We start from the raw sequence: 22609 nt of genomic DNA, 5'->3' as shown, positions 1-22609 counted from the left end.
TTTTGTTTAGGTTTTAGTTAGGTATAGTATAGGTTATAGCTAACTAAAACCTATAGTATACCTAATCTAATACTAGTTCATACCTAATTTAATTCAAACATTAATACAGATCGATTGTTAAGAGATCATTGTTAAGATGATAATTAAACAAAAAAATTAAAATATGGCAATACTAGAAGATGGACCCAATGGTGGCTTTCGAGGTAAAGTTGGTTCGATATATGGATACAATCGTATGGGGCAATGGATTATTCGCGGAGCAAGGAGAAAAAACAGTAAACCTCCGACTGAAGCTCAGCGATTACATCGCCAAAAAATGAAGGCTGTCGGAAAATTTTGTGCAGAGAACAAAGCTGTCTTTGATTTTGGCTATGAGTTAAAAAAAGAAAATGGATCTAAATATGGTGCATTTCAGCTTGCGCAAAAGCATGTTTTCAATGATGTGTTGGCTTTTGATACTGACTATAATCCCGTCGTGAATTTTGAAAATTTGAACGTGTTTGTGGGGGATTTAATACCGCCTGAGGGTACTAAGGTGAGTGTGAGTGAAGGACGTATATTTTTGGAATGGATACCAAACCCAGCGTATGATGATGAAATTTATAAGTTAAATCTAGCATTTGTTAGCTTAAATGATTTCTGCTCGTTAAAACCAGCAGTTGCATCTGCTAAGGATGGTCAATGTTTCGTCAATGTACCAGTTGAATTAAATCAGAAAGCTGATTATCATGTCTACATCGGGTTTTGGGATACCTATCATGGTGCATTCTCAAATTCGACCTATTGTGGCGTCATTTAATAGGATTTTTCCACCTACTTGTGTATCTTTAACACTATGAATAAAATACAGGCGGTATTGTTCGATCTAGACGGTACGTTAATTGATTCGGAATATTTCTATTTCAAAAATTGGGCACCTATATTAAAACAGGAATTTAACCTTCAGATCAGCTATGAAGATTGGATTCGCGATTTTGCTGGACATACTTTAGCACATAATGTCAAGCGTCTTACCGAGGACTATGGCTACGACGTGACGGAAGAACATATGTGGAAGCGTACACGTGCGGCTTATGCCGATTCTAACATGAGCGATATAGAATTGATGCCTGGAGCACGAGAAATTTTAGCTTTTTTGAAAGCAGAAGATATCCGTATTGGGCTGGTGACCTCAAGTTATAGAAGCACTGTCGATACTGTTTTGGGCAAACATGAGCTTTTGGATTATTTTGAGTTTTTTGTCACGCGTGAGTGTGTGGAGCTGCCAAAACCCAATCCGGAACCTTATCGTTTGGCATTGACACATCTGGGTCTACCAGCCGACCGCTGTGTGGCTATTGAGGATACGTCAACAGGAAGTACATCGGCATTGGGAGCAGGGACACAGTTGATTGCAGTTACGAAGCAAGAGGTAGAACGTGCTAGACTAACAGCTGTTGATAACATTGTGGAAAACTTATCTGAGGCGAAAGCCCTGTTGGCGCAATGGATTTGAGGGTTGTAAAATAATTTAATCGTTTTAGCATTTGTATTTTTAGTCGGATATATGTAATATTACCGAATTGTAAAGGGAACTCTGATTATGAACCGTAGAACCGCAATAAAGCAATTTTTCATTATAGCTGGCGGACTGACAATTTTGTCGTCCTGTCTGAATGATGGAGGTGCATCAATTGTATTAAATAAGCTGAAGATTTCGGCGGAAGATGAGCAATTTTTGGGCGATCTGGCTAACATCCTGATTCCGAAATCGGATACACCGGGAGGAAAGGATCTGAACTTACATCTTTTCGTCATCAAAATGGTAGATGACTGTGAGTCGCCAGAAAATCAGGCTAAATTTGTCGCTGGTTTCAACAAATTGCGAAAACAGTTGAATTTAAAAAATAACAAAGAGACTGAGACCACTTTGGCGGGGTTAAAAGACCAAACCGACGAGAAGGCTTTTTTTGAGACCTTCAAATCGCGTGCAATTCAGGGGTATATGAACTCAGAATACGTGATGAAGAATAAGGTGATTTATAAACTTATTCCGGGTCCGTACAATGGTGCGGTAAAAGTTAAGGCATAAATAGCACATGGCAAATCTAAATATTGACAGTGAAAAAAACAGAACCTACGATGCGATCGTGATCGGTTCGGGAATTAGTGGCGGTTGGTCCGCAAAAGAGTTGTGCGAGAAGGGCTTGAAAACATTGGTTTTGGAACGTGGACGTGATGTACAACATATCAAGGATTACCCAACCACCAATATGATGCCTTGGGAGTTTGAACATCGGAATGAAATGCCTTTCAAAGTAAAAGAAGAAAATCCGATTGTCAGCAAATGTTATGCATTCCATGAAGATGCGGCCCATTTTTTTGTAAAAGACAAGGAACATCCTTATATTCAAGAGAAACCTTTTGACTGGATCAGAGGCTATCAAGTTGGCGGCAAGTCGTTATTATGGGCGAGACAGACGCAACGTTGGTCTGACTTTGATTTCGAAGGGCCAGCGAGAGATGGTTTTGCCGTAGATTGGCCGATACGTTATGCTGATTTAGCACCTTGGTATGCTTATGTCGAAAAATTTGCCGGTATTGCAGGTAATCACGATGGACTTCCTGAATTGCCTGACGGTGAGTTTTTGCCAGGGTACCCCTTAAATATTGTCGAGAAGTATTTTAAAGAAAGCGTCCAAAAGAAATTTCCGGAGCGCAAAGTGATTTCAGCACGTTGTGCACACTTATCTAAACCAAATCAGATTCACATCGAACAAGGACGTGTACAGTGTCAGAATCGCGTACTTTGTCAGCGAGGATGTCCTTTTGGTGGATATTTCAGTTCCAATGCAACGACAATTCCTTGGGCCGCCAAGACCGGGAATATGACGCTACGTCCATTTTCTGTTGTTCATTCAATCCTCTATGATGAACAAAAAGGAAAGGCAGTGGGTGTACGTGTTATTGATACCAATACAAAAGAGGAAATTGATTTTTATGCCAAACTGATTTTTGTCAATGCGGCTGCAATCAATACGAATTTGATCTTATTGAATTCTAAATCGAACCGTTTTCCAAATGGTTTGGGTAATGATAGTGGTGTGCTCGGAAAATATGTTGCCTTTCACAACTATAGTGCACGCATTTACGCGGAGTATGAAGGATTGATGGATTTTACGGCCGAGGGGCGGAATCCAGCAGGTGGAGGGTATATTCCACGTTTCAGAAACTTGCACAAACAGGAAACGGACTTTTTAAGGGGCTATGCCGCCGGTTTCGGAGCTTCACGTAGTAAAGAGTCGGATCGTTCGGGTTTAGGGTTGGATCTGAAAAACAATTTGTTGAATCCTAAATTAGGTGTTTGGCAGGTTGGATCTCACATGATGGGTGAAACAATACCAAAAGAATCGGGAATGGTTTCATTGGATAGCAGTAAGAAAGATGACTGGGGTATTCCGTTGTTAAAAATTGCTGTCGATTATGATGAGAACGATGAAAAAATGAAAAAGGATTACATTGCCGTCATGACGGAGATGTTTACGGATGCTGGTTTCACAAACATTCGGCCAGATACACACTGGCAGGCTCCAGGTTTGGATATCCATGAAATGGGCGGAGCACGTATGGGCCACGATCCGAAAACTTCGGTATTGAATAAATGGAATCAGATGCATGCTGTGAAAAACGTTTTTGTCACAGATGGTGCAAGTATGACCTCCACATCAACACAAAATCCTTCATTGACCTATATGGCATTTTCGGCTCGATCTGTCGATTATGCGGTTAGCGAGATGAAGAAAGGAAATATTTAATTTTACCGGGGAAAGGTTTTGAAAATAAATCTTTCCCTTGTAAAATTAAAGTGCTATCTTTCCACCTGAATAGCACGTTAAAACCAAGAAAGAATAACCAAAAAGGAAAACAATAACGAATAAACAATTAATGAACCAATAGGTAATCAAAAAAAAGCAATTAAAAAAACCAAAATAGGGAAACCAAAAAATTTTACAACAAAAGCAAAAGCGATTTAGCAGACTTTATTGCAGATTCTATGCGGCAATAGTACCATAGACATTTGAACCCAGACGTTTTCTGTTAAATGAAAGCAATGGAATATAGCAGGCAATTTTAAGAAAGCAGATCGATTTAAAAAACATCAATTAAGGGAAAACTAAATTAAACTAGACGTTCTAAGCATCTTTAGCTAAAACGTTTTTATAAACCAAATCACTATTAATATGAGCAAAGTTGCGGTAAAATCATTTGCGCAGCTTGGGAAAAAATCAAAGTTATTTTTCTCATTGGTTGTCATTGCTGGTACTTTCCAACAAGTCAATGCCGCGGTCGGAACTTCAGCCAATTACGATGGAAAATCCTTCGTAAAAGAAGTAAACCATGTGCAGCAGCAAGTTAAAGGACGTTTTTTTTAAAAATAAATGATTAATAATTCATAGGGTTTAATCTATTACGATAGAAATGAGGCTCACGTATTCGTATTAATTTTTTAAAAACTAATTAAACATGATCGTTTTAGTTTTGATCAGCTAAACGTTTTATAAACCAAAATCACTAGTTATATGAGCAGAATCGATTTAGAATCATTTGCCCGCTTAACGAAAAATACCAAGCTGTTTTTTTCGTTGGCTATTATCGCCGGGACGATACATCAGGCAAATGCGCATGTCATCGCCAAGGGGGAAGACTCAAAAGAGACCTTTATCCATAAGTTCGCTAAGTTTCAGGATTTAATTAAAGGAAAGGTACAGGATGCAAAGACTGGAGAAGGGGTCTCCGGTGTTTCGGTTACCGTCAAGGGATCAGTAAAAGGTACAACATCGGATGGGCAGGGTAATTTTGCCCTGCAAGCCAAGATAGGAGATGTCCTTGTCGTTTCGTCTATTGGTTATCGAACAAATGAAGTCAAAGTAACGGGAAATGCTCCGCTTGATATTAAACTCTCAGCGACAGAGGATCAATTGGATGAGGTGATTGTCGTCGGTTATGGTACACAAAAGAAAAGCGAAGTTACCTCAGCTGTAGCTTCTGTAAAAGAGAAGGATTTCAATCAAGGTGGTATGCGCAATCCAATGGATCTGGTACAAGGTAAAGTTGCCGGTCTAAACGTGACACGGACCCAAGGCAGTAACCCCAATGCTGGTTCAGATATCCAATTGCGGGGTATGGCCTCCATGAAAGGCGGAAACTCCCCGCTGATTGTCATTGATGGCATTCCTGGCGGAAATCTAGATTTGATCAAGCAAGGAGATATTGAATCCATAGACGTGTTAAAGGACGGATCTGCAGCGGCTATTTATGGGACGCGGGGTAATGGTGGTGTAATTTTAGTAACCACTAAAAAAGGCAAATCTGGAGAACCACGATTTGAATATTATACCTATGGTCAACATGAGTCTGTCGCAAAGAAACCTTCGATGCTGAGTGCGCAGCAATTTAGAGATTATGTGGTCAACGGACAGAATAAACCTGATCTTGACCTTGGCGCTTCAACAGATTTGTATGACGAATTGATCAATAAAGGTAATTTCTCAACATTTCATAATTTTGTTGCCAGCGGTGGTGGCGATAAATCCAACTACCGTGCTTCAATTAACTATGAAAATGCCGAAGGCATTGCTAAACAGAATGGACGTCAGCAATTTGGCGGTCGTGTCAATTTTTCGCAAACTGGATTAAAAGATCGATTGACTTTCTCCGGTAATATTGCTGCCAATTTCAATAAAGCAGATCTTTTGGGTGGAAAAACGGAATATTTCGAACAGGCAATCCAGCGTAATCCAACTGCTCCACTATACAATCCCGATGGAAGTTTTTACCAAACCCAGGGTTATAATAATTTTAATCCGCTGGATCGTATGGCCAACCGTGTAGATCAACGCAATCAGGAAACTTTTTCGGGAGACGCACGTATGAAACTCAAGATTATAGAACCATTGAGCATCTCAGCCTTCGGATCCTATCTTAGAAATAATTGGAACGATCGTCAATATCGTTCGATCAAAGATTGGGACCAACGCCAAAATTCTGAGTATCAGGGTATGGGCTATGCTTGGAAAAGAAATGAGTTAAATTGGTCCAAGACCTTTGAAACAACAATTGATTACAACCAAACATTCAACGACAAGCATAATATAACGGGTTTGCTCGGTTACAGTTTTCAATATAATGGTTATGAGCGGTTTGAGATGTCCAATAATGGTTTTACAACAGACGCTTTTCAAGATTGGGACATGGGAAGTGGTACGGCTCTGACAAATACCAAATTGCCAAGACCATCGATGGGCTCATTTAAGGAAGACAATAAATTGATTGCTTTTTTTGGACGGGTAAATTATAATTATGACCAAAAGTATTTTGTGAGTGCAATTCTTCGCCGAGAGGGATCTTCGCGATTTGGTGCTAATCATAAATGGGGTAATTTCCCTGCCATTTCTGCGGGATGGACCATTACAAACGAAGACTTTTTCTCCAATAAAGACCTTGTCAACAATCTGAAGCTCCGTGTGGGGTATGGGGTAACCGGTAATCAGGGCTTCCCAAATTACAATTCGTTGATCTTGTTGGGAACAGGTGGGGTATATCCGCAGGATGGCATCTATTATCAAACGTATGGACCGACCCAGAACCCCAATCCCGACTTAAAATGGGAACAAAAAGCCGAATTGAATATCGGGCTCGATTTTGGTTTGTGGAATAACCGACTAACAGGGTCTCTAGATGTCTATAATCGTAAAACCAAAGACTTACTATACCAGTATAAGGCGCAACAGCCAGCCTATGTGAGTACAAACATTTGGTACAATGTAGGCGAGGTTTCGAATAAAGGTGTTGAGTTGCAATTGTCTGGAGTTCCAATTCAAAAAGAAGATTTTAAATGGACGGTGGATTTTGCGGGAAGCTATCAAAAGAATAAACTCGTTACCATGTCCAATGATATCTTTAAGAGTAATTGGATGACTTTTGGCGGTCTGCCCTCTCCAGGTAATCTTGGAGATGCCATTCGTCTTGAAGAAGGCGGTGAAATTGGTTCCTTCTATGGAAAACGTTATGCGGGTCTGAATGATGCTGGAGAATGGCTCTTCTATAAAGCTGACGGCTCCAAGGCTACCATTGCGGATATAAATGATAATGATCGCGCCTATATTGGAAATGGTGTTCCCAAATTCAATGCGTCGCTAGGTAACCGGTTTGCCTATAAGGGCTTCGATCTGACCGTATTTTTCAGAGGGAAATTTAAGTATGATATTTTAAATACAGCGGATATGTTCTTTGGTAATCAAAAATGGTTGCCTAATAATGTTTTCGAAAGTGCTTTTACTAAACATGCCGACCTTAAACAGGATCCACAGTATTCGGATTACTACCTTGAGAATGGAAGTTTTGTGAAACTGGATAATATTACATTGGGATATAACTTTAAACTAAAGACTGATTATATCAAAAGTCTATATGTATATGCGACAGGGAGAAATATCGCAACCATGACCAAATATACGGGGATTGATCCAGAGTTGCAGGATACAGGTTTTGAAGCAGGGATTGATTCGCGCAGTTTCTATCCAAGAACAAGATCTTGGACAATTGGTTTAAATGTTGGATTTTAAAATAGTAAGGTTATGAAAAAAACAAATAAATATTTATTCGCCATTCTGAGCACTGTTACCTTAGGTATCTCTTTTAGTTCCTGCACCAAGTTGGATGAGACAGTGTATAGTAAGATCAAGGATGATAATTTTTATAAGAATAAACGGGAGGTTATGCAAGCTGCGCTCCGCCCTTTTACACATATGCAGGCCTGGCTTGCACCTACAGGTGGAAATGGCTTTTATTATCATTCCGAATTAAGTGCCGATCAGGTGGCCTGGCCGCAAAAGGGACGCCATGGATATGACGGTGGAGACCATATCCGGCAGCACTATCATACCTGGACAAGCAATGAAAGCCGAATGCGTGGGGCCTGGGAGTTGATGTGGGGCGGCGTTGGCTATGTCAATAATGCTATTCAGGATATTGAGAAACTTGATATCGCTAAAATTGCGGATCTGACAGAGGATGAACGCACGCAAATACTTGTGCAATTAAAAGTAATGCGGGCATTTCACTACATTAAGATAATGGATCTTTGGGGCAACGTTCCTATCGTGACAAAGGTAGCCGATCCTATTAACCCCGAAACCAAACCGAGAACAGAGGTTTTTGCATTTGTGCAGAAGGAGCTGGAAGAAAATGTGGATAAGTTGCCTAAAACCTCGGCCAGTAATATCGGTCAGGTATCTATGGCTGCGGGTTATGCCATGCTGGCTGAACTCTATCTCAATGCCGAAAAATGGTCGGGTAAGGCAATGAATGATGAATGTATCGCTGCTTGTGATAAGATTATTTCCGGACAGGCTGGCGGCATTGGAGGGGCTCCCAAATTGAGCCCTGATTTGAATGCATTGTTCAGTAATACCAATTCGGCGAATCCGGAATCCTTATTTCAATTTCAATATAGCAGACAGGCGGGGTTTACATTCGATTGGTCGGGATTCTATATGAGTTATGACTATATGAAGGAAGTGCTCAAAGTTGGTTACGGTGGATGGAATGCATTTGTTGTTATCCCTACCGCATTTAATGCCTATGCTGAAAATGACTTGCGGAAGAAAGAATGGTTTTTGTTTGGACCACAATATAAATACGGCACCACTACACCTGTATTGGGAACGGAAGAGTATTCAGGTAAACCGCTGGTGTTTGTCAATTCGATCCGCAGAGAAAGCGAAGGTGATAAAACTTCAGAAGGTGGTATGACAAAAGGAGAAGAGAATTCTGGAGCTCGATTTAATAAATATAAATCAGGTACCTTGGACGATGCCAACTACTGGGAGAATGATTATATTATTTATCGTTTAACGGAGATCTATTTCGATAAAGCTGAAGCACTTATGCGTAAGAATGGTGGAAAAGCCAGTAGTGAGGCTGTGGAGTTGGTCAATGAATCCAGAAAAAGAGCATTTAGTAAGGCTGACTGGCCTATGGCGCAGTATACTGTCGCTACATTGACGCTGGATGAATTACTTGCGGAACGGGGACGTGAATTTATTTTTGAAGGAAAGCGCCGGACAGATCTAATCCGATTCGGAAAATATATATCCGGATCTTGGTGGGATCATAAAGCTACGAACGATAAGAATAAAGAACTATATGCGGTACCGATGGATCAATTGGCAATCAATCCCAATTTAAAACAAAACCCTGGTTATTAATGTTCAGGAATAGTAGATGCCGCATAGGTATCTACTATTCTTTTACCTAAAACACATGAAAAGATATTTTACGTTGTTTCTTCTGAACTTTATTGGTGTAACCTTATTTGCACAGAAAAATAATTTTCAGAACTATGCTATCCAAACTTTAGATAGCATCTATAGCAAGTTTGGAAATACCAAGAATCAGCTCTTGGCTGAAAAATATCCCTTTGATGAAAACTTCAAAGCTGATTATTTGGATAATAATCAACAGGCAGCACAGCAAAAGAAATATGCTTATCTATGGCCTTTCTCGGGTAGTTTCTCGGCTGTAAATACCTTGATGGAATTACCAAAAACAAAAAAGGCATTTCAGTTCATACTTGACAAAAAAGTCCTGATGGGGTTACAGGAATATAGAGATGAAAGTAGGTCGCCTATTGGCTATGCTTCTTATTTAAATACAGCTCCTCCCTCGGATCGTTTTTATGACGATAATATCTGGTTGGGTATCGATTTTACAGATAGCTATATCCATACAAAAAAAATAAACTACCTGACTTCGGCCAAAGAGATCTGGAATTTTGTAAAGAGTGGGGAGGATGATAAATTAGGCGGTGGCGTTTATTGGTGTGAACAGAAAAAGGAATCTAAAAATACGTGTTCGAATGCACCAGCAAGTGTATTTGCACTGAAGTTATTTATGGCAACCAATGATAGGTACTATCTGGAAGAAGGGGAGCGTCTTTATGAATGGACAAAAAGAAATCTTCAGGATCCCGAAGATAAGTTGTATTGGGACAATATGCAGCTCAATGGAAAGATTGGAAAAGCTAAGTTTTCGTACAACGCCGGACAAATGTTGCAGGCGGCAGCCTTGCTTTATAAACTAACGAAAAATAAGCAGTACCTTGAAGATGCGCAACAGCTGGCTGAGGCTTGCCTGGGATATTTTTTTGAGAAAAGTGGCGAACTGAGTTTTCCAAAACTAAAAAATAGCAATTTATGGTTTCATGCGGTAATGATGCGCGGTTATATGGAGCTTGCTGCGGTGAATGGCAACCAAAAGTATCTTGCAATTTTTGCGGAAAACCTTGAATTTGCCTGGAAGCATATGCGCGACAAAGAAGGGCTTTTCAGCCCAGACTGGACTTTGAAGGATCAACATCAATCGAAGTGGCTCCTTGATCAATGTGCTTTTGTCGAGATGTATGCACGGTTGGCAAAAGCTGGGTACTGATCCCTTATTATCTGCGTGACTTGTAAAATATGATGTTGATCTAGCATGTGAGCGATTCATTGGATAGGCGGGAGATCAGGTTATTTGATTGATAACAAAGTCGTTCAAAAGGTCATTAATACCAAAGATGATGATGAAGCGGCTTTGAATACCACCGTGGACATTATAAAGAAAGAGAAACCGACCATTACTTTTGTGCATTTCGATCAACCTGATGGTGTAGGGCACAATATTGGACATAATACCCCGGAATACTATGCCGAGCTAAAACAGGTCGACAGACGCATAGGCACTTTGCAGCAGGCGGTAAAAGATGCGGGAATAGCTGATGAAACAATTTTTGTTATTGCTGCGGATCACGGTGGCACAGGAAAAGGACACGGTGGTAAATCGCTGGCGGAGGTGGAGATTCCCTGGGTAATGACCGGACCTGGTGTACCCAAAGGGAAAGAAATTAAGGAAACTTTGATGATTTATGATATCGCGCCTACGTTAACTTGGTTGCTTGGTGCACCGCTTGATGCCGCTTGGCGCGGAAAGGCGATCAAAGCATTCCAACAATAGTTGTTGCCCGTCAAACAAAAAGCCCCAAAGAAAACTCTTTGGGGCTTTTTGTTTGACAAATTGTCAATATTATATATCTACGACCACATCCATTTTAAAATCATCATCTTTTAGATGAACAATTTCCGTTGCTTTTTCGTAGTTAGTTGATTTCTTGGAGAAGAAGTCATGTTGTGTCGTTTCAGTATTCAATCCATTCAATACGATTGGGTTGACTTGTTTTACTTCGAAGATCGGATCAAAGCCCAAATTCATCAATGCTTTGTTGGCATTGTAACGAACATATTCTTTTACCTCTGCAGTTAAACCAACTTCAGTGTAGATCTCTTCTGTATATTTCAGCTCATTTTCATACAAATTGTAAAGCAAGGCCAGGAAACGAGCTTTTACCTGATCTTGATTTTTTAATTTTTTGAATTGATCTTGGGCTATTAATCCAACGAATACACCGTGGATAGATTCGTCTGCGATAATTTTCTTAATGATATCGGCAGAAGCAACCATTTCGCCCTGTCCACATAACCATAATGGCAAGAAGAATCCAGAATAGAATAAGAAAGACTCCAATAATACGGATGCAGCCATTGCCATATAAATCTCCTCTTCGGAAGCATCTTCTTTATCGATCGCGCGGTAGTAGCCATCAATCGTTTCTGCTTTGTATTGAAGATATTTATTTTGTTGAACCCATTCGAAAATATCATTTATTTCGGCGGTCGTAGAAACTGTCGTGAAAATGGTGGAATACGATTTTGCATGGATAGCTTCCATCATACACATATACGACAATACCGCTTTATTCTGTAAGGTGTCGATATGATCGATGATTTTAGGCATACCTGTATGGCTTTGAAGGGTATCCAAAAGGGTCAATCCTCCTAAAGCTTTTTTATACGCATCTTTCATTTCTGGACTGATACGTTTCCAGCTATCGATATCTTTTGATGGAATGTATTCCGTGTCGATCCAGAATTGACGGATATTTTGTTCCCAGAACATCAATACATAATCGTTCTCAGGGGTATTCCAGTTGACAGCTTTATATGTTTTACTCATTTTTAGTTTAAAGTATTAGGCATTTATTATCACGTATTTGGATTGTTGATTTTAGATAAGCCAAAAGCCGCCAATGGCTTAGGCAACTTTTGACTTTCTCCCATTATATATCCAAATACTAAAATCTCAAAATTAAGCTGAACAAGAAACACATTCGTCGATGGTCGATTTTCTTGTCCGTGTATAATAAAGGGATTTCAATCCCAATTTATGTGCATAGATATAATATCTTGACAAATCTCGTGTCGAATCCTTTGAGTTTGTATGCAAAATAGTAGATACACCCTGATCAATATGGCGTTGGATGACCGAAATCAATTTCAAGACTTTGAATTGATCCATATCATAAGCCGATTTGAAGTAGAAATAATTATCGTTTGTCAAATATGGCATTGGATAGTAAGTCGTACTATCTCCATATTCACGCACTTCAATGATATCGACGATTGGCATAACTGATGCAGTTGCATTCATGATATACGAAGTCGATTGATTTGGAGCAATGGCCAAACGGTAAGCATGGTAAATACCATGTTCTTTGATTTTTGCTTTTAATTCCAACCAATCTTCTACCGTTGGGATATGTATCCCTTCAAATAACTCCGCTACCTTAGCAGTTTTAGGCATATAATCGCGGTTTACGTAATTGTTGAAATACGTACCATCGGCATAGGCTGATTTTTCAAATCCAACAAATGTTTTACCACGTTCTTTGGCAATTTCCATCGATGCTTCCAATGAATAATAGTTCATCATCATAAAGAAGGTATTGGCAAAATCGAGCGCTTCGTTAGATTCATACATAATGAAGCTTTTTGCAAGGTAACCATGGAGGTTCATTGCACCTAGCCCTACAGAATGCAACTCACGGTTTGCTTTTGCAATAGAAGGAACCATGTCGATATTGGTTACGTCTGTAACGACAGTCAAAGCACGCATAGCCGTTTTTACGGTTTCTTTGATACGTTTGTTGTCCATTACAGTAGCAATATTTAAGGAGCCTAAGTTACAGGAAATACCATAACGGATCGTGTCCTGTTTGCCATAGATCTCAATATCGGATACTTGAGATACTTGCATAATTTCAGTACACAAGTTTGAGAATTTCACTTGACCGATTTCATTCAATGCATGGACACGGTTGGTGTTCTCTTTGAAGAAAATATAAGGATATCCTGATTCTTTTTGTGTCTGTGCAATTTTAACTAAAAGGTGACGAGCATTGATTTTTTTCTTTTTCACGTTTGGATTCGTGATCAATTCGTCGTACATCTTGTCCATATCCATCTCATCCAAGAATTGTCCATACTCTTGCATTACCGTATGTGGGTAGATCAAATAGCATGGTTCATCTTTTTCTGCCAATTCCATGAATTTATCCGGAACGATGATACCGATCGACAATGATTTGATACGTACTTTCTCGTCAACGTTGATTTTTTTACAATCCAAAAATTCTTCGATGTCAGAGTGGAAAATATTGAGGTATACTGCCCCAGCACCCGGACGTTGTCCCAACTGGTTCGCATATGAAAATGTATCTTCCATAATCTTCATGATTGGAAGTACACCGCCGGCACGGCCTTCAACACCTTTAATCGCTTCTCCGCGAGCACGGATTTTGGAGATATTGAACGATACACCACCACCGATAGAAGACAGCTTCATGGCGGAATCAACAGCATAACCGATACCATTTAAGTTGTCGCCGATTTCATCCAAGAAACAAGATACCAATTCACCCGAGCGTTTCTTTCCTGCATTCAAGAATGTAGGTGTCGCTGGCTGGTATTCTTGATTGATCATGATTTCAGCATATTCGATCGCTTTTTGAACACCCTCTTCTCTTGCTAAGAACAAGGAAACAGCAACTACACGATCCTCATAGCGTTCCAGGAACTTTTCACCAGAATCGTCACGTAAAGCGTAGCTCTGGAAGAATTTGAATGCCGCCATAAAAGATTCGAAACGGAATTTTTTCGCATACACATAGTTGAAGACCGTTTCCATTTCTTCAAATGTAAACCATTGGTAAAAGTCAATATAATAGTTGTTTTCTACCAAATAGTCTATTTTTTCTTTTAATGTATAAAAGAACACTGTGTTCTTATTTACATATTCTAAGAAATATGCACGAACCGCTTCCTTATCTTTATGTAAGCTGAATTCGTCATCATGCTTAATCATGATTTCATTATTAAGCAATATCCAGTTTTTTGCTACTTCGTTTGCTACCATCGCAAAAGTTCTTTAAGATGTCAATAAATTGATTAATATCTTCCATTGTTCCGGACAGTTCAAATTTGAACGCCAGTGGAATGTCGAAATCCTGTGAAATGCGATCAGCTGCTAGACCAAAATTCGGTCCCCAGTTGCGGTTGCCACTGGAAGTAACAGAATAAATATTTTTAGCTTCGCGTTTCATGAATTCTTTTGTATTTTCGGGCACCTGTCCAAAATTTGTGGTGAAAGTGACCAAATGCCCAGGGTCTTTTACCGTTAAATCGGCGGTGATTTTATGGATTTGCCAACCCGTTATCTGAGCTACTTTATCCATAAAACGTTGTACGTTCCCCGTTCTGGAATCATAATAAATGTGTATCATGTCACTGTTTCATTTTAATGATACGCTAAATTTATTAAAGTGCAATGGCAGCCAATTCCTCTGGTTTAAAGCCAATGATACGGTGTTGAATCTCTTCATTTTCCAACACAATTACCGTAGGAACAGTGCGGATTTTGAATCTTGCGGCCAAGTCTGGTTCATCAAAAGGATTAACCGTTTCATATTGGATACCTTTTTGATCCAAATAAGCCGATACTTGTGCACAAGGAGCACAATCGTTTTTCTCAAATTTGATAATTCTTGCCATGTTTACTTGTTTATTTTTTTACTCCAATCTTTATAGAAAAACCCGGTACGAAGTTAATGGTATCAATTTTAATCGGGGAGACTAGATTGAAGGTTAATCTAGCCATTTAAAATAGACAATTCGCCAAAAAGAAAAGTCTGTATTTCGATACTTAAAAACTTCGTTGAGTTGCCAATTCTTTCATTAGCTTAACAAATATCTTATATTTTCTTTCGATGCGGTAGTTTGACTTTTCCACATTTTGGGCAAAAGTTTGTCAGAGAATGCGTTTGCTGAAGATTCGTGTTTTTAAATTGCTGGTTTTCTGTATTTTGTAAATGTGGATAACTTTAAATTAGTAATTTTTACCGCTATTTTACAAATGATTTAAGTTTAATTTTAGTGTCATAAAAAAGCTACAAAGCTTGCTTTTTTATGAAATTTTTATTACCTTATTTTGCCCTAATTTGAAAAATAAATTTATGAAGAAACTATTCTATGGTCTCTTGCTTCTAGCATCGCTACAGACGCAAGCGCAGGAAAACATTACCTTTCAAAAACCCTCTACTGAAATTTTGGCCTTAGCCGATTATGTGCGCCCACCTCAAATAAAGATTTCAAGCGATAAAAATTGGATGTTATTTACGTTTCGACCTACGTATAAAAGCCTGACCGACTTAGGCCAGGAAGAAATGAAACTGGCGGGATTGCGGATTAATCCGAAGACGAACATGGAAAGTTCAACAATCTTTTTCGATAAGATTGCCTTGAAAAAAATAGGGCAAAATGTGGAATTTTCCGACTTCACGGGGATACCCGAAAAAGCGGCGATGGCCAATTTTGTATTCTCTCCAGACAATAAGCTTTTGGCATTTAGCAATACAAATGAAAGCGGAACGGCCTTATTTGTCATTGATCTTGCAACTCGAAATGTCAAACAGTTGACTGCCTACAATCTGAATGGAACATTAACAGCGCCATTTCAGTGGCTGAGAAATTCTTCCGGTTTACTGATTACAAGCCTGCCAAAGGATAGGGCTGCACTGTTAGATCCTTCAAAAGATTTGCCGACAGGACCTATTGTCTCAACGAGTGATGGGAAGGTGTCCCAATTGAGAACGTACCAAGATCTGCTTAAAAATCCGCAGGACGAAGCGAATTTCGAAACATTGGTGCAATCCAATCTTGAACTTGTGGACCTTGACGGTAAGATTTCTTCCTTTAAAGATAAAGCCATTTATACGGGAATCAGCTTCTCTCCGGATGGCGAGTACGTGATGATCACGACTATCACAAAACCTTATTCCTATGTAGTTCCCGTCTCGTCTTTTCCACAGCAGATTCGTATTTATGATCGATCGGGCAAAGAAATAGCGCTTGTGAATGAGACCCCCTTGACAGAGGTAATGCCAAAGGGTTTTTCGTCGACACGATCGGGAAAACGGGCCTGGCATTGGCGGAGTGATCAGCCAGCTACGTTGGCCTATGTAGAAGCTTTGGATGGTGGGAACGCGAATAAACCTGCTGAGTTTCGTGATGCCTTATATACTTTATCTTACCCTTACAACGGTGCGGGGAAACTTATTTTTAAAACCAAAGACCGTTATGCTGGTGTAACATGGGGAAATGATAAATATGCATTGATCAATTCGCAATGGTACGATACGAGAAATGCAAAAACTTTTGTGGTGAATCCTTCTACCGGAGAATCCAAACTGTTGCAAGAGCGGAACAGTCAGGATGTGTATAATGATCCAGGAGATGTGTATATGGAAAAAAATAGTTTAGGCACTTATTCAATGTATGTAGATAAAGATAAAGCACTGTTTGTTGGTAAGGGATTTACTAAAAATGGTGAGTTTCCTTTTGTGGATGAGCTTGATCTGCATTCATTGAAGAAAAAACGCATCTACACTGCTCCAGCATCTGAAATGCAAGAACGTATCGCCCAACTAGTGAACCCTAAAACTGGTGATCTGTTGATTTCGCTTCAGTCAGCATCGATTTATCCGAATTATTTCATGAAAAATATGAAATCGGGGAAACAGGTGACGCTCACCACGTTGGAAAACCCGTTTAAATCGTTGGAAAAAGTCCATAAAGAGATTTTAAAATACAAGCGCAAGGATGGAGTCGAACTTTCCGGAACGTTATATTTACCTGCCGGTTATGATTTTACGAAGAAAGAGAAGTTGCCTCTGCTAATGTGGGCTTATCCACGGGAATATAAAGACAAGAATACAGCAGGGCAAAGCACGGCCAATCCGAAAGAGTTTACCTTCCCAAGTTATGGTTCTTTTATCTACTGGGTATCGAAGGGCTATGCTGTATTGGATAATGCGGCCTTCCCTATTGTTGGAGAGGGAACAAAAGAACCGAATGATACCTTTATTGAACAACTTGTGGCAAATGCCGAAGCTGCAATTGATGCGGTAGATCATTTGGGTTATATCGATCGGAAAAAAGTTGCTGTGGGTGGGCATTCCTATGGTGCGTTTATGACAGCACATCTGTTGTCCAATTCAAAATTGTTTGCCGCAGGAATAGCGCGTTCTGGAGCATACAATCGGACCTTAACACCATTTGGTTTTCAGAGTGAACAACGTAACTTCTGGGATGATCCAGCCTTGTATATGACCATGTCTCCATTTGTGAGTGCTGATCGGATGAAAACCCCACTTTTGTTGGTTCATGGCGGAGCCGATAATAATCCCGGAACATTCACCCTGCAGACAGAACGCTATTTTCAGGCCCTGAAAAACTTGGGAGCTCCCGTGCGTATGGTCATTTTACCACGCGAAGCACATGGATATGTCGCCAAAGAAAATATCTTCCATTTACTATGGGAACAAGATCAGTTTCTAGAAAAATATTTAAGAAACTGACCATTTAACTAACCGAAATCAATAGCATTACAGAGTGAACACTTAAATAGAAAAAGGAAATAATTATTATTCCCTTTTTCTATTTAAGTGTTTATTTTCTTGAGGCCTGTTTTTTTTCATTAAGTACCAATGATCTCAATCGTTCTGTTTATAAAAATTGTTCAGACTCATTGACTTCAATACACTCCTTTCACTCGGTTATTGCTCAGAATATACCTTGTGTCTACTTTCATAGCCTCTATTCTTGCAAGATGATAAATATTTTGTAGCTATTTACTCGCTTTAACCATAAACGGAACGACATACTGTCCCCATTCTAAAGAGACGGTTCCTTGCGGAGTTGCATTGATCTTAAATTGTTCCTGTGAATTGCTTGCTGTGGCATTGCTAACAGAAACACGTAAAGCATCTTCGTTGGCATCATATTTTGTTCCCCACTGATTCCACACTTTATTGAACATAATTGTTGTTTCGTGTTCTCCAGGGATGCTGTAAAGGCCATATTTACCAGCAGCTAATTTCTTGCCTTCAACCAATACATCTTTATTAAATTCGATGGTGGTCGCTTCATTTGCTCCAGTACGCCATACAATACCGATAGGGGCGATATCAACACCAAGCTGACGGCCTTTCAATGAAGGGCGGCTATAATTAATGTCAATCGTGACACCATCGGTGGTGGTTACCTTAGTGTTGTCTGGAGGACTTGGGCGTTTACTTTTGTCGGTCTGAGCAAAAGTAAGTTGACCTATTAAGGTCAGAATCGTTAAAATTAGTACTCTCATTTTTCGTATAGTATTGATTAAACAATTAAACTTAGATAAATTACTTTTTATATGCAATATGCCTTTGGTCAAATAAAAATAATTTATCGCTCTCTCCTAAGCTATTGAATATCTTTTAATAACGGAAATATACGATTTTTTAGGTGATGGAATTGTTAGTTTTTTTTGAATATTTGGGGAATGGCAATTGTATTCTTATAAACAGAAAAAGCCCGTGATTTGTGCACGAGCTTTTTTCTGTTTATACGCTTTTACTTATACAAGGTATTCAAATAGTGTCTGGTCTTTATTGATTTCAATGACATCAAACTTATATTCTTTCATGCGTTCAATCAGTGTTTCGTAATCCTCAGGCTTGTTGAGCTCAATGCCGACTAGCGCTGGACCTCTTTCGCGTTCGGTTTTTTTGATAAACTCAAAACGGGTAATATCATCCTTAGGCCCCAATACTTCAGAAACGAAGAGTTTTAAGGCGCCTGGACGTTGTGGGAAACGAACGATAAAATAATGCTTGTACCCTTCGTAAAGTAGAGACAATTCTTTGATTTCACTCATGCGGTCGATATCGTTGTTTCCACCGGATATGATGCAGACGACTTTCTTACCTTTAATTTCATCTTTGTGAAATTCAAGAGCGGCCACGGATAGAGCGCCTGCAGGCTCAACGACAATTGCATCCTTATTGTACAGCTCTAGGATACAGGTACAGATCTTTCCTTCGGGAATAGAGCGTGTATCATCCAACAACTGTTTGGCAATTTCAAATGTCGTTGCACCGATCTTTTTAACGGCGGCCCCATCAACAAATTTGTTGATATGCTCGAGCTCGATCGGTGCGCCATGTGTCAAAGCCGCTTGCATAGAAGGAGCTCCTTCGGGTTCAACACCATAACATTTGATCGCTTTGTTTTTACTCTTCAGGTAATAGCTTGCTCCCGCGGCAAGTCCACCTCCACCAATTGGGATAAATATGGCGTCCATATCGGGAAGATCTTGTAAAGCTTCAACGGCTACAGTACCCTGTCCTTCCACAACTTTGAGATCATCAAATGGCGGAATGAAAGTCATGCCATGCTCTGCTGTATAAGCCAGCGCCGCTTTTTGGCAGTCATCAAAAGTGTCTCCGGTCAAGATGATTTCTACATTACCGTTACCCCACATTTCCGTTTGTGAAATCTTTTGGCGTGGTGTCGGACCCGGCATAAATATCACGCCTTTGATGTCGAGTTTATTGCAGGAGAAAGCAACGCCCTGAGCGTGGTTGCCTGCGCTGGCACATACAACGCCACGTTGTCGCTCTTCCGCTGTTAAGGAAATAATTTTATTGTAGGCACCGCGTAATTTATAGGAACGTACGACTTGTAAATCTTCCCGTTTGAGATAGACTTCAGCGCCATATTTTTCGGATAGATGCCGATTATATTGAAGCGGTGTTCTGTTGACCACAGACTTGATGCGGTCAAGCGTAGCTTCTGAATTGATGTTTAAGGTTGATAGATTCATTGTTAGATGATTGCCTAGTTAAGGTAGCAAATAAAACGCAGATATTCGCTGTTATATGAGAGATTCTACCTATACAGTGTTTAAATTTAGTTGATTTTGAATGGAAGACCGTCTGAACACATGCTAAAATAATAATCAGCTATGTGTCATGTGGATCCTTTTAAAAAAAATGTACTTATGATAAAAAAAGGCTGCATCTGCAGCCTTCCTTTTTTTATATTTTTTCCTGGATGAGGCTTTTTAGGTCATCATCACAAATATTTTTCTTTTCGTCGGCTAAAACCAGGAAACGTTGATAGCAATCTGCTAAATCATCTTTTTCAAGATGGAAACCTAAACGCTCCAAATGGTGCTTAAGGGCATGTCTACCTGAACGAGCTGTCAGGATAATATCAGCTTCAACCAAACCAACATCTTCTGGTCTGATGATCTCATAGTTTTCGCGGTGTTTTAGGAAACCATCTTGGTGAATACCCGAGCTATGCGCGAAGGCATTACGGCCAACGATTGCTTTATTCGGTTGGACAGGCATGTTCATCATTTCACTTACCTTGCGCGATAAGTACGTAAACATGCGGCTATCGATGTTTGATGTTAAGCTTCCAAACGACTGGTTGTGTACTTTAAGGATCATGGCCACTTCTTCAAGCGACGTGTTTCCGGCACGTTCACCGATACCGTTGATTGTACATTCTACCTGGCGGGCTCCATTTTGAATGGCAGCGATAGAATTTGCTGTTGCAAGTCCTAGGTCATTGTGACAATGTGCGGAAATAATTGCCTGATCGATATTGCGTACATTCTCCTTGAGGTAATTGATTTTTGAGCCATATTGGTCTGGCAGACAATAACCGTTTGTATCGGGGATATTGACTACCGTAGCACCGGCAGCAATCACCGATTCAACCATTTTAGCTAGAAATGCCAAGTCTGCGCGACCCGCATCTTCTGCATAAAACTCGACATCTTCCACATAGGATTTGGCATGTTTTACAGCCGCAACGGCACGTTCTAAAATTTCTTCTCTTGTGCTGTTGAATTTATATTTGATATGCATGTCCGAAGAACCAATACCGGTGTGAATACGTGGGCGTTTGGCATATTTTAATGCCTCAGCAGCTACGTCAATATCGTTTTGATTGGCACGGGTCAATGCACATATAATGACATCGTTTACCGCTTTAGATAATTCGACGACCGATTGAAAATCACCAGGGCTAGACACTGGGAAACCGGCTTCGATAATATCCACCCCTAGTTTTTCCAGGTCTTTAGCAATCTCAATTTTCTCCGGAGTGGTTAATTGGCAGCCTGGTACCTGTTCGCCATCACGTAAGGTGGTGTCGAAAATGTAAAGATGATTAGGATCGTGTAACATAATTTCTTAATTCAAAAGATTTACAAATTAAAAAGGGTATACTATTTAATAAAATCCAATACTTTTTCACCCATTTCCTGAGTACCTAAGATTTTTGAAGCTTCTGTGCTGCTGTTGGCAATATCACCGGTTCTCCAACCAGCTTTTAATGTTTCTGCAACAGCATTGGTAACCGCTTTAGCTTCCTCCTGTAGACCAAAGCTAATATCAAGCATCAAGGCAGCAGATAAAATTGAAGCCAATGGATTTGCTTTATTTTGACCAGCGATATCGTGTGCAGAGCCGTGGATAGGTTCGAAGAAGCCTGTGCCATCACCTACGGAAGCAGAAGCCAACATACCCATCGAGCCTGCGATCTGTGACGCTTCGTCTGTCAGGATATCACCAAAAAGATTGGCTGTCAATACCACATCGAATTTCTTTGGATTTTTCACCAATTGCATGGCCGCATTATCGATAAACATGTGCTCGGTTTCAACATCCGGATATTCCTTTTGCGATTTCCTGGACAACTTCTCTCCACAGGCGGGATGTTTCCAATACATTGGCTTTATCAACAGAGCATAGTCTTTTGTTACGCGTACGTGCTGCATCATAAGCTTTACGTGCGATACGCTCAACCTCGTAACGGTGATAATTCATCAAGTCTGAAGCAAAGGTATTATCCTCATTGCGATTTTTCTCACCAAAATAGACATCACCTGTCAGTTCACGGAAGAAAAGAATATCTGTACCTTGAAGAATTTCGGGCTTTAAACTCGAAGCATCCAATAACTCATCGAATAAAAGGATTGGACGAAGATTTGCGTAAAGACCTAGTTCTTTACGGATTTTCAACAAGCCTTGTTCAGGTCTTACCTTAGCAGAAGGATCATTATCATACTTAATATGGCCAATGGCGCCGAAAAGGATCGCATCAGAAGCTTTTGCTTTAGCTAATGTCTCATCAGGTAGCGGGTTGCCTGTCGCTTCAATTGCAGTATGGCCCATGATAGCTTCATCAAAGCTGAACTCATGACCATAATTTTCACCTATTTTTTCTAAAACTTTTTTACCCCAAGTTGTTACTTCTTGGCCTATGCCATCTCCAGGTATGATTAAAATATTTTTCTTCAT

At 39.9% G+C, this 22609-nt stretch carries 17 protein-coding genes and 1 pseudogene; 10 read left to right on the top strand and 8 right to left on the bottom strand.

What is annotated here, in order from left to right; genetic code table 11:
• The first annotated feature begins 163 nt into the window (after positions 1–163).
• From DTA23_RS12845 to DTA23_RS12805, 9 genes are all read left to right on the top strand, one after another.
• Entirely contained in the window at positions 164–799 is a 636-nt protein-coding gene (locus DTA23_RS12845) for a DUF6266 family protein (RefSeq protein WP_112374978.1), read from the top strand.
• Positions 800–835: 36 nt separating this feature from the next.
• Positions 836–1495, top strand: a complete 660-nt coding sequence (locus DTA23_RS12840; RefSeq protein ID WP_112374977.1) for an HAD family hydrolase — start codon at positions 836–838, stop codon at positions 1493–1495.
• Positions 1496–1582: 87 nt separating this feature from the next.
• Entirely contained in the window at positions 1583–2071 is a 489-nt protein-coding gene (locus tag DTA23_RS12835; protein ID WP_070570191.1) for a gluconate 2-dehydrogenase subunit 3 family protein, read from the top strand.
• A 7-nt stretch (positions 2072–2078) separates the two neighbouring features.
• Positions 2079–3794 (top strand): GMC oxidoreductase, encoded by a 1716-nt coding sequence (locus DTA23_RS12830; RefSeq protein WP_112374976.1) that lies wholly within the window; start codon positions 2079–2081, stop codon positions 3792–3794.
• Positions 3795–4220: 426 nt separating this feature from the next.
• A complete protein-coding gene (locus DTA23_RS12825) occupies positions 4221–4412 on the top strand; it encodes a hypothetical protein (RefSeq protein WP_112374975.1) in 192 nt (63 codons plus the stop codon).
• A gap of 147 nt (positions 4413–4559) precedes the next feature.
• A complete protein-coding gene (locus tag DTA23_RS12820) occupies positions 4560–7604 on the top strand; it encodes a SusC/RagA family TonB-linked outer membrane protein (protein ID WP_112374974.1) in 3045 nt (1014 codons plus the stop codon).
• A gap of 12 nt (positions 7605–7616) precedes the next feature.
• Entirely contained in the window at positions 7617–9248 is a 1632-nt protein-coding gene (locus DTA23_RS12815; RefSeq protein ID WP_088163117.1) for a RagB/SusD family nutrient uptake outer membrane protein, read from the top strand.
• 55 nt (positions 9249–9303) lie between these two features.
• Positions 9304–10470, top strand: coding sequence for a glycoside hydrolase family 76 protein (locus tag DTA23_RS12810; RefSeq protein WP_112374973.1), 1167 nt, complete (start codon positions 9304–9306; stop codon positions 10468–10470).
• A gap of 84 nt (positions 10471–10554) precedes the next feature.
• Positions 10555–11034 (top strand): alkaline phosphatase family protein, encoded by a 480-nt coding sequence (locus DTA23_RS12805; RefSeq protein ID WP_204990860.1) that lies wholly within the window; start codon positions 10555–10557, stop codon positions 11032–11034.
• Positions 11035–11103: 69 nt separating this feature from the next.
• Here the strand turns inward: DTA23_RS12805 and nrdF are convergent, their stop codons facing one another.
• The 4 genes from nrdF to DTA23_RS12785 all read right to left on the bottom strand — a co-directional run bounded on the left by nrdF (position 11104) and on the right by DTA23_RS12785 (position 14963).
• Entirely contained in the window at positions 11104–12090 is a 987-nt protein-coding gene (gene nrdF / locus DTA23_RS12800; protein WP_046673716.1) for a class 1b ribonucleoside-diphosphate reductase subunit beta, read from the bottom strand.
• A gap of 132 nt (positions 12091–12222) precedes the next feature.
• A complete protein-coding gene (gene nrdE, locus DTA23_RS12795) occupies positions 12223–14328 on the bottom strand; it encodes a class 1b ribonucleoside-diphosphate reductase subunit alpha (RefSeq protein WP_046673717.1) in 2106 nt (701 codons plus the stop codon).
• Positions 14288–14695 carry a class Ib ribonucleoside-diphosphate reductase assembly flavoprotein NrdI gene (nrdI, locus tag DTA23_RS12790; protein WP_053003630.1) on the bottom strand — a complete coding sequence of 136 codons (408 nt, stop codon included), beginning with the start codon at positions 14693–14695 and terminating at the stop codon, positions 14288–14290. The genes nrdE and nrdI overlap by 41 nt, the downstream gene beginning before the upstream one ends.
• Positions 14696–14729: 34 nt before the next feature.
• Positions 14730–14963 carry a thioredoxin family protein gene (locus tag DTA23_RS12785; RefSeq protein ID WP_046673718.1) on the bottom strand — a complete coding sequence of 78 codons (234 nt, stop codon included), beginning with the start codon at positions 14961–14963 and terminating at the stop codon, positions 14730–14732.
• A gap of 461 nt (positions 14964–15424) precedes the next feature.
• On the opposite strand from DTA23_RS12785, the gene DTA23_RS12780 reads away from it, so the two are divergent.
• Positions 15425–17827: a S9 family peptidase gene (locus DTA23_RS12780; protein WP_112374971.1), complete on the top strand. Its 2403-nt coding sequence runs from the start codon at positions 15425–15427 to the stop codon at positions 17825–17827.
• A 269-nt stretch (positions 17828–18096) separates the two neighbouring features.
• Here the strand turns inward: DTA23_RS12780 and DTA23_RS12775 are convergent, their stop codons facing one another.
• The 4 genes and pseudogenes from DTA23_RS12775 to leuB all read right to left on the bottom strand — a co-directional run bounded on the left by DTA23_RS12775 (position 18097) and on the right by leuB (position 22609).
• Complete coding sequence (locus DTA23_RS12775) at positions 18097–18612, bottom strand: DUF2911 domain-containing protein (protein WP_112374970.1); 516 nt, start codon at positions 18610–18612, stop codon at positions 18097–18099.
• 255 nt (positions 18613–18867) lie between these two features.
• Positions 18868–20115: a threonine ammonia-lyase IlvA gene (ilvA, locus tag DTA23_RS12770; RefSeq protein WP_088163111.1), complete on the bottom strand. Its 1248-nt coding sequence runs from the start codon at positions 20113–20115 to the stop codon at positions 18868–18870.
• A 214-nt stretch (positions 20116–20329) separates the two neighbouring features.
• Complete coding sequence (locus DTA23_RS12765) at positions 20330–21493, bottom strand: 2-isopropylmalate synthase (RefSeq protein ID WP_083296124.1); 1164 nt, start codon at positions 21491–21493, stop codon at positions 20330–20332.
• A gap of 41 nt (positions 21494–21534) precedes the next feature.
• A pseudogene (leuB, locus tag DTA23_RS12760) lies at positions 21535–22609 on the bottom strand (3-isopropylmalate dehydrogenase).

It is taken from the genome of Sphingobacterium multivorum (assembly GCF_900457465.1).
Taxonomy (GTDB): domain Bacteria; phylum Bacteroidota; class Bacteroidia; order Sphingobacteriales; family Sphingobacteriaceae; genus Sphingobacterium; species Sphingobacterium multivorum.
Note: the sequence above shows the minus strand (reverse complement) of the source record. Positions and strands in the feature narration are given on the sequence as shown.

Excerpts from the sequence above, each read along its gene's own strand:
- DTA23_RS12845 (WP_112374978.1), top strand. The coding sequence starts at position 164 with ATGGCAATACTAGAAGATGGACCCAATGGTGGCTTTCGAGGTAAAGTT.
- DTA23_RS12840 (WP_112374977.1), top strand. The coding sequence starts at position 836 with ATGAATAAAATACAGGCGGTATTGTTCGATCTAGACGGTACGTTAATT.
- DTA23_RS12835 (WP_070570191.1), top strand. The coding sequence starts at position 1,583 with ATGAACCGTAGAACCGCAATAAAGCAATTTTTCATTATAGCTGGCGGA.
- DTA23_RS12830 (WP_112374976.1), top strand. The coding sequence starts at position 2,079 with ATGGCAAATCTAAATATTGACAGTGAAAAAAACAGAACCTACGATGCG.
- DTA23_RS12825 (WP_112374975.1), top strand. The coding sequence starts at position 4,221 with ATGAGCAAAGTTGCGGTAAAATCATTTGCGCAGCTTGGGAAAAAATCA.
- DTA23_RS12820 (WP_112374974.1), top strand. The coding sequence starts at position 4,560 with ATGAGCAGAATCGATTTAGAATCATTTGCCCGCTTAACGAAAAATACC.
- DTA23_RS12815 (WP_088163117.1), top strand. The coding sequence starts at position 7,617 with ATGAAAAAAACAAATAAATATTTATTCGCCATTCTGAGCACTGTTACC.
- DTA23_RS12810 (WP_112374973.1), top strand. The coding sequence starts at position 9,304 with ATGAAAAGATATTTTACGTTGTTTCTTCTGAACTTTATTGGTGTAACC.
- nrdF (WP_046673716.1), bottom strand. The coding sequence starts at position 12,090 with ATGAGTAAAACATATAAAGCTGTCAACTGGAATACCCCTGAGAACGAT.
- nrdE (WP_046673717.1), bottom strand. The coding sequence starts at position 14,328 with ATGGTAGCAAACGAAGTAGCAAAAAACTGGATATTGCTTAATAATGAA.
- nrdI (WP_053003630.1), bottom strand. The coding sequence starts at position 14,695 with ATGATACACATTTATTATGATTCCAGAACGGGGAACGTACAACGTTTT.
- DTA23_RS12785 (WP_046673718.1), bottom strand. The coding sequence starts at position 14,963 with ATGGCAAGAATTATCAAATTTGAGAAAAACGATTGTGCTCCTTGTGCA.
- DTA23_RS12780 (WP_112374971.1), top strand. The coding sequence starts at position 15,425 with ATGAAGAAACTATTCTATGGTCTCTTGCTTCTAGCATCGCTACAGACG.
- DTA23_RS12775 (WP_112374970.1), bottom strand. The coding sequence starts at position 18,612 with ATGAGAGTACTAATTTTAACGATTCTGACCTTAATAGGTCAACTTACT.
- ilvA (WP_088163111.1), bottom strand. The coding sequence starts at position 20,115 with ATGAATCTATCAACCTTAAACATCAATTCAGAAGCTACGCTTGACCGC.
- DTA23_RS12765 (WP_083296124.1), bottom strand. The coding sequence starts at position 21,493 with ATGTTACACGATCCTAATCATCTTTACATTTTCGACACCACCTTACGT.